This window comes from uncultured Peptoniphilus sp. (assembly GCF_946998875.1).
Classification (GTDB): Bacteria; Bacillota; Clostridia; order Tissierellales; family Peptoniphilaceae; genus Peptoniphilus_A.
In genome coordinates, this window is sequence record NZ_CAMQAY010000004.1 from 1 (window position 1) to 16,609 (window position 16,609).

A 16,609-nucleotide genomic window follows, 5' to 3' on the forward strand; every position below is an offset into this window, starting at 1 on the left:
CTTGACTTTTAATCAAGGTGTCGCGCGTTCGAATCGCGCATGGGTCACCATTTTTTATTCTGTAGACTTATTCTACAGATTTTTTTATTTTCTAAAGTTTTAACTCACTTTATCTCTTGTTAATAAATTATGTTATAATTAAAAATAATTGGGGGAAATATATGTTGAAGAAAAAGTTTTATTTTGTATTTTACCTTGCTGCAATTATATTTATTTTATTTTTTACTCTTAATGGTTATAAAATTTACACCATAAAGGAGAAGAATATTGAAAATAATAATAAGATGACTCTTGAAAAAGAAAAGATTAATAATTACTCCTTAGACTTAAAGGAAGACATTAATTACAACAAGTTATATGTTTATAAGTTAAAAAATGATAAGTTTTATGTATTTGTTTATTCTAAATCTATTTTCTTTGATAGCTATAATCTTGACGACAATTTTATGACTGAAGATAAATCAATTGATACTGTGGCTAGCAATTTTAAATACAATAATTCATTAAAAATTGATTTAGAAAAAGAACCTATAAAAATTGATGTTAAGTCTGAAGTTAATGAGAGAACAAGAAATAATCTTATTAAATATTTAGTCATTGTTGTTTTAATTGCTTTTCTTGGCTATAGAAGGGATAAGAAGGAAAATTCTAAATAAGAATTTATAAAATAAATTTCATATTTTTATTAAAAAAACCCTAAGGTTGAATAAATTTCAACTTTAGGGTTTTTGCATATTATATTTAAAGAGCTTAATGTAATCCCTTTTAAATTTTTTAGATTTGGTCTAAAGCTTGTTTTAGATCTTCTATAATATCATCTGCATTTTCAAGTCCAACAGAAAGTCTAATTAAGCCTTCTGAGATGCCTGCTGCTGCTCTTTCTTCTGCTGTGTAAGGAGAGTGAGTCATTGAAGCAGGGTGTTGGATAAGTGTTTCTGCGTCGCCAAGTGATACTGCAAGAGTGCAGAGTTTAACGCTATTCATAAGTTTAGCGCCAGCTTCTTTTCCACCTTCAATTTCAAAGGCAATCATTGCACCAGGAAGAGCCATTTGTTTTTTAGCTACATCGTAATATTTGAAGGATTTTAGTCCTGGATATTGGATGCTCAAAACTTTTGGATGTTTTTCCAAAAATTCTGCAACTTTCATTGCATTAGAACAGTGCTTATCCATTCTAATTTGAAGTGTCTTCATTCCTCTAAGGATTAGATAAGCATTAAATGGTGCAAGTACAGCTCCTGTACAGTCTTTAATTCCTACTAGTCTTACTTGGTCTATTAATTCTTTTCTACCAATGGCAAAGCCAGCAATAACATCGCCGTGACCATTTAAATATTTAGTTGCAGAGTGAACTACAATATCTGCTCCTAGTGTAAGTGGTCTTTGGATATAAGGTGTACAATAAGTGTTATCTACGATTACTAAAGTGTCTTTATTCTTTTCGTGAACTCTCCTAGCAACTTCTTCTATGTCGCAGATGTCCATGTTAGGGTTAGCTGGTGTTTCTAAGTAAACAATTTTTGTATTATCTTTCATAACATTTATGATGTTGTCAACATTTGTTATGTCAACGAAATCAATGTCAATGCCCATTTTTGATACTGAGTGTTCTAAAAAAGCAAAAGTACATCCGTAAAGAGTCTTTGCTGCTATCATGTGGTCGCCACATTTTACGAATGGCCAAATTGATGATGTAATTGCGCCCATACCTGATGCTGCAGATACACAAGCTTCGCCTTCTTCAAGTAGCGCAACCTTTTCTTCTACTTGTGCATTAGTTGGGTTTCCAAGTCTTGAATAGATGTAACCATCTTCTTCTAGGGCAAATCTACGACCGCCTTGTTCTGCATCGTCAAATATAAATGTAGATGTTTGATAAATTGGAGTTGCTAGAGCACCAAATTTATTCTTTTCGTATCCACCGTGAATTGCTTTAGTTTCAAAATGCATTTTCTTAAGTTCGTCTTTACTATTCATAAATATCTCCTTTTCTTAATCTATTAAATCTAAAATTTTTCTTAAATAAATCTTTAATTCTTTTTATAAAACAAATCAAAATTTTTTATCTTAATTATTTTGCGCTTCCCTTAGTTTCTACTAGTGGCACATCATTTTCAAAATCCCATTGGTCTTTTGAATCTGCAAATCTAACAAAGATTGAAATAATCGCAAATATAGCAAGTAGTGCTTGATACCATAAAAATGGAATAATTTGAACAGGGGATACAGCTAGGGCTCCAAGTTCTTTAGTAAGTCCAGCTGCGATTAAAATTTGTGCACCATAAGGAATTATACCTTGCATTACGCAAGAGAATGTATCAAGGAAGGAAGCAGATCTTCTTGGGTCTACTTTGAAGTCCCTAGAAATTTCTTTGGCAACAGGGCCGTCAATGATAATTGCAACAGTGTTGTTTGCAGTTGCAGCGTCTGTTACAAGAGTTAAAAGAGCAATTGAAACTTCTGCTGATTTAACGTCTTTAGCAAAGCCTCTAATTTTTTGAACGAGCCACTCAATACCACCGTTACTAGATACCATATAGGAAAGTCCTCCAGTTAATAGTGATAGTAAGAAAATTTCAAACATTCCACTAAATCCAGCAAAGATGTTTTGAGCAAAAGTCATCATAGTAAGTCCGCCAGTGATTATTCCAATTATACCTGATAGGATGATACCACTAGTTAATACTAAGAATACATTCATTCCTGCAAGGGCTGTAATTAATACGAAAAGATATGGGATTATAAGTATAAAATTATAAGACAAATCATCTAGCTTAACTTCGCCTTCAGGTTTTCCAACAACTAATAAAATAACAAAGGTAATAATAGCTGCTGGGATAGCAATTTTAATATTTGCTCTAAATTTATCTTTCATGGCTACATTTTGTGTTCTTGTTGCAGCTATTGTTGTATCAGAAATAACAGATAGGTTATCACCAAACATTGCTCCACCAACAAGGGCTCCAAGAACAAGTGGTAGTGGAAGGTTACCCTTTGTAGCAACGCCAACGGCTATTGGTCCAACAGCTGAAATAGTTCCTACTGAAGTTCCTGTAGAGATAGAAATAAAACAACTGATTAAGAAAATGCCAGCTGTAATAAATTGTACAGGAATTAGAGAAAGTGCAAAGTTTACAACAGAGTCAACTCCACCAGAAGTTTTAGAAACTGTTGCAAAAGCTCCAGCTAGTATGTAGATAAGACACATGATAATTATGTTTTCGTCTCCACAACCACGAACAAAGTCGTTAAACTTGTCGTCCATAGAACCTTTAAACATAATAAATGCCAAAATAATAGCTGGCAAAATACATACGGGTGCTGCTACTTGATAGAATGCCATTTCAACGCCCATTGCGTTAAGAATTAGTCCAGTAGCAAGATATACGAGCACGAAAACTATAAAAGGTAGAAGTGCTGCGCCATTAGCCTTAGGTTTTAAATTTTTGTTTTCCATAGATACCTCCTCAAATTTAACAAAAATAAAACAAGATTTCTCTACGAACTTTATTACTTATATCTTTTTAGCATCAGCCTCCTTAAAAAGAATTAAAGGTAAATTACTAATAATATCGTTTTCAAAACAATTTTAATAATATGTAAATAAAAAATTTAAATTACCTTTAACTTAATTATACTGTTATTAAATGATTTTGTGAAGACTTAATTAATTATTATGTTAATAATTTATTAAGATAAAATTTATAAAGAATAACGATTGCATACCAATAAGATAGACTAATTGATGGGTATTATGAAAATTAAAGACTTGAGGGGAGTTTATGGCTTGATAATAAATAAATTTAAAAAAATTAAAAAAATTTAAAAAATAAATTTTTCTTAACATAATCTTTACATGCTAAATGCTATACTATCTGTGAGGTGAAAATATGAAAGAAATTGTGAATAGAAAATTTTCATACGCGATGTTGGCTTTGTCCATTGCCTTTATTATTTTGGGAGTTTATAGAGGAGAAGTTGATACTGTGCTTTCAAAAGCTATAAGAATATGTTTGGAGTGCGTTGGGATTGGATAAGTTAAAAAATCTTTTTAAAAAATTTAGAGAAAAAAGAAATCTCGTGCAAGGCTCTTTTGCTCTACTAACAAATTTACATATTCCAAATTTTTTTAAGGGAACTATTTATACAGGCAAGATGAAAGCTGCTTGCGTGCCAGGACTAAATTGTTATTCCTGTCCAGGTGCAGCTCTATCATGCCCAATAGGATCCTTTCAAGCTGTGGTAGGGTCGTCAAAATTTAATTTTGCCTACTATGTGACGGGCCTCATGCTTTTATTTGGAACTGTGTTTGGAAGATTTATTTGTGGATTTTTGTGTCCCTTTGGATTTTTTCAGGATTTAATTCATAAAATTCCATCGAAAAAATTTAGCACTAGAAGATTTAGCTTTTTAAAGTACATCAAGTATTTTATTTTAATCTTTGTAGTTTGGTTATTTGGAGTATTTCTGACAGATGAACTAGGTTTTGCATCTCCATATTTTTGTCAGTACCTTTGCCCACAGGGAATACTAGAGGGAGGAATTCCTCTTTCACTGGCAAGCAAAAGTATAAGAGGAGCACTTGGCAATTTATTTTTGCTAAAGTCAGGAATTCTCGGTCTAATAATCCTACTCTCAATATTCTTTTACAGACCTTTTTGCAAATACTTATGCCCACTGGGTGCCTTTTACGCATTAACTAATAAATTTTCTTTTTATCAATACCATGTAAATGATTCTTGTATTTCTTGCGGAAAATGTAAGAGAATTTGTAAAATGGATGTAGATATGTCAAAAAATCAAAGAGCCTTGGAGTGCATAAGATGTGGCGACTGCATCAAAGCTTGTCCAACATCTGCGATTTCCACCTCATTTAAAAATAATAAAATAGATAATAATTTAGAAGAAGGAGCAAGATATGAATAAGATTTTTAAGAGTATTAGTAAAATTTTTGTTGTTTTATTTTTAGCCTTAGCAGTTACAGCCTGCACAAGCAAGGCACCTGAAGGACCAACTCTATCAAATGGAGATGCCTTCCCAAAATTCGACGCAGTAGATTTCAAGGGCAATCCAGTAAGTAGTGATGTCTTTAAAGACAGTCCTGTTACAATAATGAGCATCTGGTTTACAGGTTGCAAGGGCTGCATAAATGAAATGCCTACTCTACAAAAAATTTCTGAAGAACTAAAGGACAAAAATGTTAAGGTTATGTCAATTTGCCTTGACACTTATGAAGATAAAAAAATTAAAGAAGAGGCTGAAAAAATTATTGAAGCAAAGGGAGTTAAGTATCCTAATCTTGCTGTAAAACCTTCCGAAGAAATCGACTCTTATCTCAAAAATTTGACAGCTTTTCCTACAACTCTTTTAATTGGAAGAGACGGAAAAATTATTGACAACATAAGCCTTGGCTCACAAGATAAAATTGATGAACTATACAAAAAAATTGACGAAATAATTGCTAAGGAAGGAAAATAAATTCTTTAGCTTAAGATAATAAATCCTCATTGATACACCTATTTTGACTCATGCTTGCATGGGTCTTTTTTTTTTTTTTTTATTTGTAGATAAAATTTTTAAATGTTGCATATGCAACAGAAAGTTTTTAATTTTTTTAATATAATTATTTTAGAAGTTAGAACTTACAAATTTAAAAGGTGGGATAATTATGAGTATGTTTTGTTTTCAATGTCAAGAGACTTTTAAAAATTCTGGCTGCCTAAAAAGAGGTGTCTGCGGAAAGACAAGTGATGTTGCAAATTTGCAAGATTTTTTGATTTGGATTTCTAAGGGACTTTCTGAAATTGCAGTAAAAAGTGAAAGGGAAAATAAAGAAGTTGTGGACAGAGTTATTTTAAATCTATTTACAACTATTACAAATGCAAATTTTGATGATGAGCAAATTAAAGATAGGATTGTAGAGACTGTTGATCTGATGAATTCTATGAGAGAAGATAAAAATTATAGCCATGCTGCAAAGTGGTCATCAAAGGATTTTTCTGAAATAGAGGAAAAAATAAGTTCAGGCGAAGTTTCTATTTTAGCTGAAGAAAATGAAGATGTAAGAAGTTTAAAGGAACTAATAACTTATGGACTAAAGGGCATGGCTGCTTATGCGAGACATGCAAAAGTTTTGGGCTATGAAAGTGAGAAGGTAAATAATTTTATCTTAACTACAATGGCTGAACTTTTAAGAGAAAAAAGCCTAGACGAATTAGTCTCTCTTACTCTTGAAACTGGTTCTATGGGATATCTTGCCATGGCTACACTTGATAAGGCAAACACAAAGACTTATGGCAATCCAGAGATAAGTAATGTAAATATTGGCACAAGAAATAAGCCTGGAATTTTAGTTTCTGGTCACGACTTAAAGGATTTTGAAATGCTACTTGAACAAGCTAAGGATTCTGGAGTGGATATTTACACTCACTCAGAAATGCTTCCTGCAAATTATTATCCAAGCTTTAAAAAATATGAAAACTTTGTGGGAAACTATGGCAACGCCTGGTGGAAGCAAAGAGATGAGTTTGAAGCCTTTAATGGACCAATACTAATGACGACAAATTGCATCGTAACTCCAAAGGATTCTTATAAAGATAAATTATTTACAACTGGTGCTGCAGGATACCCTGGCTGCAAGTACATCGAAGAAGATGAAAAGGGTCACAAGGATTTTTCAGAAATAATTGAACTTGCAAAGACTTGCAAGGCTCCAGAAGAAATTGAAAAGGGAAGTATAGTTGGTGGTTTTGCTCACAGTCAAGTCATGGAACTTGCCGACAAGGTTATTGAAGCTGTAAAAAATGGTGACATCACAAAGTTTATTGTCATGGCTGGCTGCGATGGAAGAATGGCTGATAGAGAGTATTACACAGAATTTGCTAAGAAGCTTCCAAAGTCTACAGTGATTTTGACAGCAGGTTGTGCAAAATATAGGTATAACAAATTAAATCTAGGGGACATCAATGGCATACCAAGAGTTTTAGATGCAGGTCAATGTAACGATTCTTATTCCTTAATTCAAATTGCCCTTGCCCTAGTTGATGCTTTTGGAGTGGAATCTGTCAACGATCTTCCGCTTGTGTACAATATTGCATGGTATGAACAAAAAGCTGTTATAGTTTTACTTGCATTACTTTCACTTGGTGTAAAAAATATTCACCTTGGTCCAAGTCTTCCAGCCTTCTTATCTCCTAATGTTACAGATGTTTTAGTGGAGAAATTTAATATTGCTGGCATTACAAATGTTGAAGATGATATAAAAAATTTAATAATTTAATAAAAAGCCTTGACATTTTATTTTTTTCACCTTATAATAAAAAAACAATTTGTTAATAAACTTTTTGAGAAGAAGAGTAACTTAAAATTTTGAGCAAAGAGAGCTTCGTTTTGGTGAAAGAAGTGGATGAGTTTTATGTGAACATGGCCTTCTCTAGGAAATATCGATATTAGGTATTTACGGGTCTTCCCGTTATAGAAGTAGAGTATGATAGTACTTGAAGAGGTCACTTTCGTGAGGAAGTGATAAATTAAGGTGGTAACACGAGCTTTCGTCCTTATGGATGAAGGCTCTTTTTTTATTTTATGGAGGAAAAATGATTGAAGTAAAAAATTTAAGTAAGGATTTTAAAAGTGAGGATGGAACTTTTAGAGCCCTAGATGACCTTTCTTTCAAAGTAAATAGAGGAGAGATTTACGGCGTAATTGGTCTTTCTGGCGCTGGCAAGTCAACTCTTGTTAGATGCATCAACAGACTAGAAGAGCCATCTGGTGGAGAAATTTTAATTGACGGCAAGTCCATTATTAACTTAAATGAGAAGGAACTTAGGGCTGCGAGAAAGGATATTGGAATGATCTTTCAATATTTTAATCTCTTTATGCAAAAGACAGTGGCAGAAAATATTGCCTTTCCTTTAGAAATTTCAGGAGTAAGTAAAAGCGACATTGATAAGAGAGTTGATGAGTTACTTAATTTTATAGACTTAAAGGAAAAGAAAAATTCTTATCCAAGAGAATTATCTGGTGGACAAAAGCAAAGAGTAGCCATAGCAAGAGCCATTGCCACAAATCCATCAATTCTTCTTTCAGATGAAGGTACATCAGCCCTGGACCCAGCAAATACTAAATCTGTTTTAAATCTTTTGAGGAAAATTGTAAAAGAATACAACATGACAATAATTATGATTACTCACCAAATGGAAGTGGCAAAGGAAATTTGTGACAGAATTGCTGTAATGCAGGCTGGAAAAATCATCGAAGAAAATGAAACAAAAGAGCTATTTAAAAATCCAAAAACTTCTGTGACAAGGTCCTTTATAAAGAACTTGGAAGATGAAGTTGATGAAGGCTATTTAAATGGAGCCGACTACAAGGGAGATGTCTTGAGACTATCCTATGCCGACGACAATTATGACAAGCCAATTCTTTCACACTGTGTGAAAAAATTTGATGTTGATGTATCCATTCTTTCAGGAAATATTAACAAATTAAATATTTCAAGCGTTGGCTATCTTACAGTTGAGATTCTTGGAAAGGAAGAAGAGAGAAAAAAGGCAATTGAATTTTTAAAAGAAAATAATGTAAATGTGGAGGTGCTTTAAATGGAAAGAATAATAGATATAGTTTTACCAGCTATTCCAGAGACCCTAGTTATGGTTTTGGCATCAACAATTATTGCCCTCTTAATAGGTCTTCCACTGGGAATTATTTTGACAAATACTAGGCCAGGCGGTCTCAATGAGTCCGCAAAAGTCTATTCCGTACTTGATGGAATAATAAATGTTTTGAGGTCCTTTCCCTTTGTAATCCTCATGATAGTTGTATTTCCACTTTCAAGATTAATTGTTGGAAAATCTTATGGGACAGCGGCAATGATAATTCCCCTTTCACTTTCAGCTGCTCCCTTTGTGGCAAGGTTAATGGAAGGATATTTTATTCAAGTGGATTCAGGTATCATAGAGGCAGCAAAATCCATGGGCTCAACTAATAAAGAAATTATCTTTAAAGTTTTAATCCCAGAGGCAATGCCTATGGTTGTCAGTGGAATAACTATGACGCTTATTAATGTAATTGGTTATTCTGCTATGGCTGGTGTCATGGGTGGTGGCGGACTAGGAGATGTCGCCAACAGGTATGGCTACCAAAGAAATGAACCGCTAATACTTTGGTCAGCAGTAATAGTAATTATAATTCTTGTGCAAATTGTACAATTTATTGGAAATAAAATCGCAGATAATATAGATAAAAGATAGGTGTTATTTCTAAGTTTCTTAGAATTAATATAAATAAAAAAATTTAGGAGGAAAAAAATGAAGAAGAAAATTATTTTGGCACTTTCACTAGTGCTAGCTCTAACACTAACAGCTTGTGGTGGAGCAAAGAAGGAAGAAGCTAAGGCAGAAGGAAACAACAAAGTAGCAGGAGAAGTTAAAGATGGCGACAACAAAATTGTAATTGGCGTGTCACCTACACCTCATGGTGAAATCATTGAAGGCTTAAAGGATGAATTTGACAAGGCAGGACTTGATGTTGAAGTTGTAAATTTTGATGATTACATTCAACCAAACCTACAACTAGAAGCAAAAGATCTTGATGCAAACTACTTCCAACACAAACCATATCTTGACAGCTTTGTAGAAGAAAGAGGAATTAAAGATCTTGATGTACTTGGATATGTTCACATTGAACCAATGGCTATATACTCTGAAAAATACAAATCAGTTGATGAAATTGAAGATGGAGCAGAAATTATTATTCCTAACGACCCAAGTAATGGAGCAAGAGCCTTAATACTTCTTGAAGATGCAGGCCTTATTAAGTTAAAGGACAAGACAAACCTTAATTCAACAGAAAAAGATATTGCAGAAAATCCAAAGAATTTAAAATTCACAGCAATGGATGCACCATCAATTGCTCAAGTTTATAAAGATTCTGGAGCTGCAGTTATAAATGCAAACTTTGCTATTGGACAAGGACTTGACCCAACTAAGGATTCAATTTTCTTAGAACCAAAGGATTCACCTTACGCAAACTTAATTGCCATTAGAAAAGAAGATGCTGGAAAAGAAAAATTCAAAAAATTCATTGAAATTTTAAATTCAGATGCAGCTAAAAAGTTAATAGAAGAAAAATTCAAGGGCGCAGTAATACCTGCCTTTGGAGAATAAGATTAAGAGGCTCTGTGGAGTCTCTTTTTTTGCAGGTAAATTTTCCTATAAATTTTTCTCCTAAATTTTATAGAAAAAATAAAAATATTTCAAAAATCTTTGATAATAAAATCATCAATTTTTCACACAAACACACTAATATTAAAGTATCAAAATCGATAGGAGGAATAATATGGATAATAATAGATGGGAAAATAAAAATTCTGGCAAGGGAAAAATCCTTGTAATAATTGCCCTAGTCTTTTCACTAATTGGAGGAATAATTGGCTCAGCAATAACTACTTATAAATTGCTGCCACAAACAAATTCAAATACATCCAATGAAAAAGCTTCTAATATTACAATTTCAGCCAAGGACAATATGAGCGTTGCTTCTGCTGTTGCAAAGAAGTCAATGTCATCAGTTGTTGGAATTACAACTAAGGGAGTGCAACAATCCTTCTTTGGTCAAGTCCAAGTCCAAGGCGTAGGCTCTGGTGTAATTGTAGATCCAAAGGGCTACATCCTTACCAATGCTCACGTTGTAAAATTAAACAACAAGGTCGTTGAAGATGTAACAGTTAGACTTAACAATGAAAAGGACATTGAAGGCAAAACTATTTGGGCAGACGAAAATGTTGACCTTGCCATTGTAAAAATAAATACAAAGGAAAAATTAAATGTGGCAACACTTGGTGACTCCGATGCACTTTCCATAGGCGATGCAGCAATTGCAATTGGAAACCCAATTTCACTACAATTTTCTCAAACAGTAACTCAAGGAATTATATCTGGACTAGATAGATATGTTGGTGCAGTAAGTGGTGGCGGATATATGACTGGACTTATCCAAACTGACGCATCAATTAACGGGGGAAATTCTGGCGGTCCACTTTTAAATGCAGAAGGTGAAGTCATTGGCATCAACACTGTAAAGGTTCAATCTGCAGAGGGACTTGGCTTTTCAATTCCAATTAATTTTATTAAGCCAATTGTAAAACAAGTAATCGAAACAGGAAGCTACAAGGAAATTTCCATGGGCATGCTAACAATGAATTTAAATGTGGCAGCACAAGTATTTAACGGCAAGACTGATGTTGATAAGGGAATTTTTGTCTACAAGGTTTATGAAGGTTCACCTGCAGCAGAGGCAGGACTCCTTGCTGGAGATATTATAACAAAAATTGGCAAGGACGAAGTTACAGATAACAACGCTCTTAAGTCAATTCTTTATAAATATCAAGAAGGAGACAGCGCTGAAGTAACTTATGTAAGAAAGGGTAAGGAAGCAAAAACTGAAGTTAAGTTTTCTAATTACTCTATAGAAAATGACAAGGAAGCCCAAAAGGATATTAAGGCACAAGAAGAAGCAAGAGCTAAGGAATATCAAAAGAGACAAGAAGAAGAGCAAGATCTATTTAACAGATTTAGACAAGAATTTGAAAATGGATTTTAAATTTAAAAAAGTGACACCTCTTGGTGCCACTTTATTTTTTTGCAATTTTTTCTAATTTTTCGGCATTAATTGATTCAAAATATTCTTCCAAAAGCTCAACAAATCTCTTTGCGTACTTTGTGATGTAGCGATTTTTATTTTTTATGGCGTAGATGCCAAGACTTACAGGTTTATTTTTTACATAGAGAGGAAAAATATTTATGTCATCGCCAAATTCTTCCATCCATCTTTTTATATTCATTTGGGAAATAAAAACTGCGGCAAGGGCCTTGTTGCAAATGGCAAGGGCAATTCTAGAATAAGCTGTCTCGATGTAGTCAATAGGTCTAACTCCTGTATTTTTAAAGCTTTGATTTATTAGGCTCCTTATTCTGTTATCCTGAGTGTAAAGGAGGAAGGGAACTTTTTCAAAATCCCTTAAGTCAATTTTTTTAAAGGACTTTTCCTTTAAAGCTTCAAGATCATCAACATACTTTTCCAAAAGTCTGTCGCTTACGCAGAGGTATAATTTATCATCAAAGAGGAGGCGAGACTTTAGGTTTTCATTTTTATAATTCTCATCAATGCTAATGGCTATGTCAAGTTTGTTTTCCAGGCACATATCTTCCAGGTCATTAGACTGCTTTTCGTAAAGGACAAGTCCAACTTGGGGAAACTCTTCTGTAAACTTTTCAATAATTGATGGAATAAAAATGTCCGCCCTGGGAGAAGATGCGCCAATTATTAACTTGCCCCTGTCCTCGCTTTCCATGTCGCGAATTTTATTTATCATATCCGATTCAGCAGTTAAAAGTTTTTCAGCATAGCTTAAATACTCTTCTCCAATGGGAGTGAGCATTAGCTTTGGCTTTCTGAAAAATAATTTTGTGCCGTAGTAGTCTTCCAGCCTTTTTATGTGATTAGATAAAGTTTGTTGAGATATATAAAGTTTTTCGCCAGTTTCATTCATATTAAGTGTCTTGGCAAGCTCTGTAAAATAATAAATACTTTCGAAATTCATAAGTCCTCCTATCAAAAATATTTTGTGATTTATACAAATAATTCTTAATTTATTTTGTGATAATTTTATTATATACTATGTACAAGTTAATTGTGAAATATTTTATTAAGAATCCCTTATAGTTTACCAGCTTTTTTTCCTTAATATCACAATTACCGGAATCCCCTTGCACCCACCTCCTTGGGTGCTTTTTTTTTTACAAATTTTTATTATTTTTTATTCTTCAAAATTAATTTTTGATAAAATTTCTTCTTTAAATTCATCAATTGTGTAGTTTTTTTCGTCAATTGATGGATATTTTGCAGCCTTATTTATCATGCCAAAGCGCATTAATTTAGTATTTACTAAAATGGCAGGATAGGAATAATTCCAACTTACACATTTAAAAGCTCTTGATGTTAAATATCCATAAAAGGCATTTCTTTTTTTCAAATCCCTTTCAAAAACTATATAGGGCAGAGACCTTTCTTCTTCCCAATATTTTCCCTTGCAATTTTTTGCGTAATTTTTGTAATAAACTTCTAATAACATATTTTCCTCCTTAAATTTAGAGAAGAAAAAAGCACCCATCAAAGATGGATGCAAATATGTATCCATCATCCAAGCATTAGCACCTTGCCAGTGGCAGGTTGCTGAAGGGTCAATGAGCTTGTCTCTAGCCTTCTCTCTATGGTAATTTAATTATAGCACAAGAAAAAATTTTTATAAGTTTTATCTTAAAGAAAAATTTAATTTGACTCAAAAAATTTTTGAGAAAATATAAGGAGAAATTTTTTAAATAAATTCTCATAATATAAAATTGATAAAATTTATCAAAAACCCTTTACAAATAAAAAATTCTATAATATAATAAGGACAGTTAATGATAGCAATTGTCATTTAACAAAATGATTTTGGGACACCCCATAACTCCTAAGATTAATAATAAAATTATACCAATCTTCACTCTGAAAAGAGAAACTAAGGCTGCTTCGGCAGTCTTTTTTACTTTAAAAATATCTTATAAAATTTATAAGAGAAAAGTTAAAATATTTTATTTTTAATAAATTTCCTTTGAGAAAAAAATTTATAATCCCACAAAAAAGTGTTATATTATTTATAGAAAAATAGGGAGGCTAAAATGAGAACAATATCTATAATAGGTTTAGGAAATGTTGGGGCAACTGTAGCCCACACAATTGTTGAAAGATCTCTTTGCGACAGGCTTTTTTTATTTGACAAAAAAGAGGGACTTGCTGAAGCAGAAGTAAGCGACTTATCTGATGGTTATGTAAATAGAAGCGGACACATAAATATTTCTGCAGGAAATTTAAAAAATTTAGATGAGTCCGACATAATTGTCTTTGCTCCTGGAGACATTACAATTTTGCAAAAAAATAATGACAGGATGTTGGAGTTTAAATATACTAAAACTTGCGCTGAAGAGTGGGGCAAAAAAATTAAAGAATCCAAGTTCAAGGGCATCATAGTAAGCATTACAAACCCTTGTGATGTAATAGCAGATTATTTACAAAAACTTACTGGGCTTCCAAAAGAGAGAGTCATTGGAACGGGAACAATTTTAGATTCAGCAAGGATGAAAAATGCCCTTGCAAGAAAATTAAATATTGACCCAAACTCTGTTGATGGCTATGTAATTGCAGAACATGGCAACAGCCAATTCGTTGCCTGGTCACAAGTTTCCATAGCAACAAAACCAATTTATGAAATTTTAGACAAGGAAACTTGCAAGAAAATCGAAGAAGAGACAAAGATTAGGGCCTTTGAAACTATAAAGGCTAAGGGTTACACATCCTACGGCATTGCAAACTCAACTGCCCTAGTAATTGAGGCAATTTTCCAAGATTCAAAGACAATTTTACCAGTTTCATCTTATTCAGAAAAGGACGGATGCTACATTGGTCATCCAGCTCTTGTTGGTAGAGATGGTATTCTTGATCATTATGACTTAGTTTTAGATGAAGAAGAAAGAGAAAAGTGGGAAAAGTCTGTTGAGACAATAAAGAATACTTTGCCAATAAAATAAAATTTATAAAAAGTCCTTAGGGGCTTTTTATTTTTGCTTAAATTTATAGAAATAGGAGCTTTTTTACAAAAAATTTTCCAAAATTTTACAAAATATTATATAATTGTCTACTAGAAGGTGATAATTTGTTTAATAAAGAAAAAAATAGTGAGTCCAGAGGCTTTAATTCTATAGATTTTATCAGTCAAATTTTATTTGCTCTTATTTTGACTTTTGCCATGTTACTTTTGGCACCAAGCGATGCTTCCTTTATGGAAAAAATAATGAGAAATCCTATAGTTTTACTTTTAAATATTATTCCAATAATTCTTACAGGAATTTTATTTCAGGGAATTTTTGGCAGGAGAAGATTTGCCCTTATACTAAACTCCTTATTTTATTTAATCTTATTTACAGTTCACAGAACTAAGGTAATTTATAGAAATGCACCCTTTAGAGTTTCAGACCTTGCTCTATCCTTTGAGGCACTTAAAATGTCACAAAACTCCTACAGACCAGATATTAAATCTATAATAATTTTTGCGGGATGTTTATTTATTTTAATTATTCTCTCAATGTTTTTTAAAAGTGAAAAATTAAGACTAAAGGATAGGTTAATAGGAATTCTTTCTATATTAATCTCATCAGCCCTTTTATTTAATTTTGTTTACTCAAGGGACAAAATCTATAACAGTCTTCCTCTTAATGGAAATGTATTTAACCTAATAGACCACTTTAATTCCAAGGGATTTAACTACACTTTTTTATTTAACTTGAAAAAATCCTTTATAAGACCTCCTGAAGGCTACGATAAAAAGGAAATGGAAAAAAGAGACAGAGTTGACCATGGCGAAGATATTTCTGTAATAAAATATAATCCGAGACCTAACATCATTTGGATAATGGGAGAGGCCTTTACCGATCTTTCAGAAAATCCGCAATTTTCTTTCTCCAAAGAAAATGACCCCAACCACAATTTTAAAAAGTTAAAGAGAAATTCCATCATGCAGGGAAGAATTGTAACTCCATCCTTTGGTGGAGGAACGGGAGACACTGAGTTTGATGTCTTAACTGGAGCCTTAACTATTGACTGTGCTCCTGATGAAAGTTTTGCCTTTAATGCAATTAAAAGAGATGTGTCATCTTTGCCAAGCCTATTTAACACAATTGGCTACAAGACCATGGCCTTTCACCCAGGCTTTGCTTGGTTCTATGGAAGACAAGACGTCTATCCAAAACTTGGCTTTCAAGATAATTTTTTCTTAGAAAATATTGACCAGCCTGAAATGAAGGGTGGCTATGTTTCTGAAAGACAATTTTCAGAAATTTTTAGAAATAGATTTATAGAAGCCATAGAAAACTCAGATGAGCCAATTTTTTCCTACGGCTTAGATATTCAAAATCACGGGCCTTATTTTTATGACAAGTATGGGAAAAATCTTCCTTACCAGTGCAACAGCATTTTGTCAGAGGAAGCTGCAAATAATTTTGGCTCCTACTTTTTGGGAATAAAGGACATGGACATAATGCTTGGTGAAGTTTACGACATGATTATGTCACTAGATGAGCCAACTATTATGGTCTTTTATGGCGACCATCTTCCTGGTCTTGGAAATGATCCCAGTGCCTTTGATGAAATTGGAATAAAATTGTCTCACGACGACTTGGAAAAGGAAATTGAATTTTACTCAACTCCTTATGTAATAGTTGCCAATGAAAGTGGAAGGGCATTTTTAAATAGAGAAAATGTTGAAATCCAAGATGGCAATGCAGTTTCTGCCAACTATCTTGCTTCAATGGTTCTTGACATGTTAAATTACAATAAAGTAGACAATTTCTTTATCTACAATTCAGAGCTTAGAAAAAAACTTCCAATTATTTCAAGAAACTTTATCTTTGACGGAGTAAATACTTATCCAAGAAAGGATGTCAAGGGCGCGGCTAAGGAAGCTTATGAAGATTATAAAAAGTACGAGTATTATAGAATAAATCAGTAGGTGAA

The 16,609-nt window shown here is 32.9% G+C and carries 15 protein-coding genes, 1 riboswitch and 1 other annotated feature; of the genes, 11 read left to right on the forward strand and 4 right to left on the reverse strand.

All coding sequences use genetic code 11. The features are described from left to right. Positions 1–161: 161 nt before the first annotated feature. The gene (locus Q0U74_RS02700) at positions 162–656 is read left to right on the forward strand and encodes a hypothetical protein (protein WP_297392566.1); all 495 of its coding nucleotides are present in this window, start codon (positions 162–164) and stop codon (positions 654–656) included. 118 nt (positions 657–774) lie between these two features. On the opposite strand, the gene megL is transcribed toward Q0U74_RS02700, so the two are convergent. Both megL and Q0U74_RS02710 read right to left on the reverse strand, forming a co-directional pair. Next, on the reverse strand, positions 775–1,977 hold the full coding sequence (gene megL / locus Q0U74_RS02705; RefSeq protein ID WP_297392567.1) for a methionine gamma-lyase: 1,203 nt from the start codon (positions 1,975–1,977) through the stop codon (positions 775–777). A gap of 94 nt (positions 1,978–2,071) precedes the next feature. Further along, a complete protein-coding gene (locus tag Q0U74_RS02710; protein WP_297392568.1) occupies positions 2,072–3,457 on the reverse strand; it encodes a Na+/H+ antiporter NhaC family protein in 1,386 nt (461 codons plus the stop codon). Between the two features lie 433 nt (positions 3,458–3,890). Here Q0U74_RS02710 and Q0U74_RS02715 point away from each other — a divergent pair, with 433 nt between their 5' ends. The 8 genes from Q0U74_RS02715 (at position 3,891) to Q0U74_RS02750 (ending at position 11,602) form a co-directional block, all read left to right on the forward strand. Next, positions 3,891–4,037 (forward strand): CD1871A family CXXC motif-containing protein, encoded by a 147-nt coding sequence (locus Q0U74_RS02715; protein WP_297392569.1) that lies wholly within the window; start codon positions 3,891–3,893, stop codon positions 4,035–4,037. Further along, positions 4,030–4,926 carry a 4Fe-4S binding protein gene (locus tag Q0U74_RS02720; protein ID WP_297392570.1) on the forward strand — a complete coding sequence of 299 codons (897 nt, stop codon included), beginning with the start codon at positions 4,030–4,032 and terminating at the stop codon, positions 4,924–4,926. The genes Q0U74_RS02715 and Q0U74_RS02720 overlap by 8 nt, the downstream gene beginning before the upstream one ends. Beyond that, complete coding sequence (locus Q0U74_RS02725) at positions 4,919–5,479, forward strand: TlpA disulfide reductase family protein (RefSeq protein ID WP_297392571.1); 561 nt, start codon at positions 4,919–4,921, stop codon at positions 5,477–5,479. The genes Q0U74_RS02720 and Q0U74_RS02725 overlap by 8 nt, the downstream gene beginning before the upstream one ends. 196 nt (positions 5,480–5,675) lie before the next feature. Further along, entirely contained in the window at positions 5,676–7,280 is a 1,605-nt protein-coding gene (gene hcp / locus Q0U74_RS02730; RefSeq protein ID WP_297392638.1) for a hydroxylamine reductase, read from the forward strand. A 55-nt stretch (positions 7,281–7,335) separates the two neighbouring features. Next, positions 7,336–7,562, forward strand: a binding site (T-box leader). Between the two features lie 34 nt (positions 7,563–7,596). Beyond that, positions 7,597–8,601: a methionine ABC transporter ATP-binding protein gene (locus tag Q0U74_RS02735; RefSeq protein ID WP_297392572.1), complete on the forward strand. Its 1,005-nt coding sequence runs from the start codon at positions 7,597–7,599 to the stop codon at positions 8,599–8,601. Further along, positions 8,602–9,252: a methionine ABC transporter permease gene (locus Q0U74_RS02740; protein WP_297392573.1), complete on the forward strand. Its 651-nt coding sequence runs from the start codon at positions 8,602–8,604 to the stop codon at positions 9,250–9,252. 57 nt (positions 9,253–9,309) lie between these two features. After that, positions 9,310–10,167 (forward strand): MetQ/NlpA family ABC transporter substrate-binding protein, encoded by an 858-nt coding sequence (locus Q0U74_RS02745; RefSeq protein ID WP_297392574.1) that lies wholly within the window; start codon positions 9,310–9,312, stop codon positions 10,165–10,167. Between the two features lie 172 nt (positions 10,168–10,339). Further along, positions 10,340–11,602, forward strand: coding sequence for a S1C family serine protease (locus tag Q0U74_RS02750; RefSeq protein ID WP_297392575.1), 1,263 nt, complete (start codon positions 10,340–10,342; stop codon positions 11,600–11,602). Between the two features lie 31 nt (positions 11,603–11,633). Here the strand turns inward: Q0U74_RS02750 and Q0U74_RS02755 are convergent, their stop codons facing one another. Next, positions 11,634–12,602 carry a LysR family transcriptional regulator gene (locus tag Q0U74_RS02755; protein WP_297392576.1) on the reverse strand — a complete coding sequence of 323 codons (969 nt, stop codon included), beginning with the start codon at positions 12,600–12,602 and terminating at the stop codon, positions 11,634–11,636. Between the two features lie 216 nt (positions 12,603–12,818). Further along, on the reverse strand, positions 12,819–13,133 hold the full coding sequence (locus Q0U74_RS02760) for a hypothetical protein (RefSeq protein WP_297392577.1): 315 nt from the start codon (positions 13,131–13,133) through the stop codon (positions 12,819–12,821). A gap of 32 nt (positions 13,134–13,165) precedes the next feature. Then, a riboswitch (SAM riboswitch) is annotated at positions 13,166–13,278 on the reverse strand. 444 nt (positions 13,279–13,722) lie between these two features. Between Q0U74_RS02760 and Q0U74_RS02765 the strand changes: the two genes are divergently transcribed. Next, positions 13,723–14,628: a lactate/malate family dehydrogenase gene (locus Q0U74_RS02765; protein WP_297392578.1), complete on the forward strand. Its 906-nt coding sequence runs from the start codon at positions 13,723–13,725 to the stop codon at positions 14,626–14,628. 125 nt (positions 14,629–14,753) lie between these two features. Beyond that, positions 14,754–16,604: an LTA synthase family protein gene (locus tag Q0U74_RS02770; RefSeq protein ID WP_297392579.1), complete on the forward strand. Its 1,851-nt coding sequence runs from the start codon at positions 14,754–14,756 to the stop codon at positions 16,602–16,604. Positions 16,605–16,609: the final 5 nt, after the last annotated feature.

Coding starts and splice junctions, on each gene's coding strand:
- Q0U74_RS02700 (WP_297392566.1), top strand. CDS start 162: ATGTTGAAGAAAAAGTTTTATTTTGTATTTTACCTTGCTGCAATTATA.
- megL (WP_297392567.1), bottom strand. CDS start 1,977: ATGAATAGTAAAGACGAACTTAAGAAAATGCATTTTGAAACTAAAGCA.
- Q0U74_RS02710 (WP_297392568.1), bottom strand. CDS start 3,457: ATGGAAAACAAAAATTTAAAACCTAAGGCTAATGGCGCAGCACTTCTA.
- Q0U74_RS02715 (WP_297392569.1), top strand. CDS start 3,891: ATGAAAGAAATTGTGAATAGAAAATTTTCATACGCGATGTTGGCTTTG.
- Q0U74_RS02725 (WP_297392571.1), top strand. CDS start 4,919: ATGAATAAGATTTTTAAGAGTATTAGTAAAATTTTTGTTGTTTTATTT.
- hcp (WP_297392638.1), top strand. CDS start 5,676: ATGTTTTGTTTTCAATGTCAAGAGACTTTTAAAAATTCTGGCTGCCTA.
- Q0U74_RS02735 (WP_297392572.1), top strand. CDS start 7,597: ATGATTGAAGTAAAAAATTTAAGTAAGGATTTTAAAAGTGAGGATGGA.
- Q0U74_RS02740 (WP_297392573.1), top strand. CDS start 8,602: ATGGAAAGAATAATAGATATAGTTTTACCAGCTATTCCAGAGACCCTA.
- Q0U74_RS02745 (WP_297392574.1), top strand. CDS start 9,310: ATGAAGAAGAAAATTATTTTGGCACTTTCACTAGTGCTAGCTCTAACA.
- Q0U74_RS02750 (WP_297392575.1), top strand. CDS start 10,340: ATGGATAATAATAGATGGGAAAATAAAAATTCTGGCAAGGGAAAAATC.
- Q0U74_RS02755 (WP_297392576.1), bottom strand. CDS start 12,602: ATGAATTTCGAAAGTATTTATTATTTTACAGAGCTTGCCAAGACACTT.
- Q0U74_RS02760 (WP_297392577.1), bottom strand. CDS start 13,133: ATGTTATTAGAAGTTTATTACAAAAATTACGCAAAAAATTGCAAGGGA.
- Q0U74_RS02765 (WP_297392578.1), top strand. CDS start 13,723: ATGAGAACAATATCTATAATAGGTTTAGGAAATGTTGGGGCAACTGTA.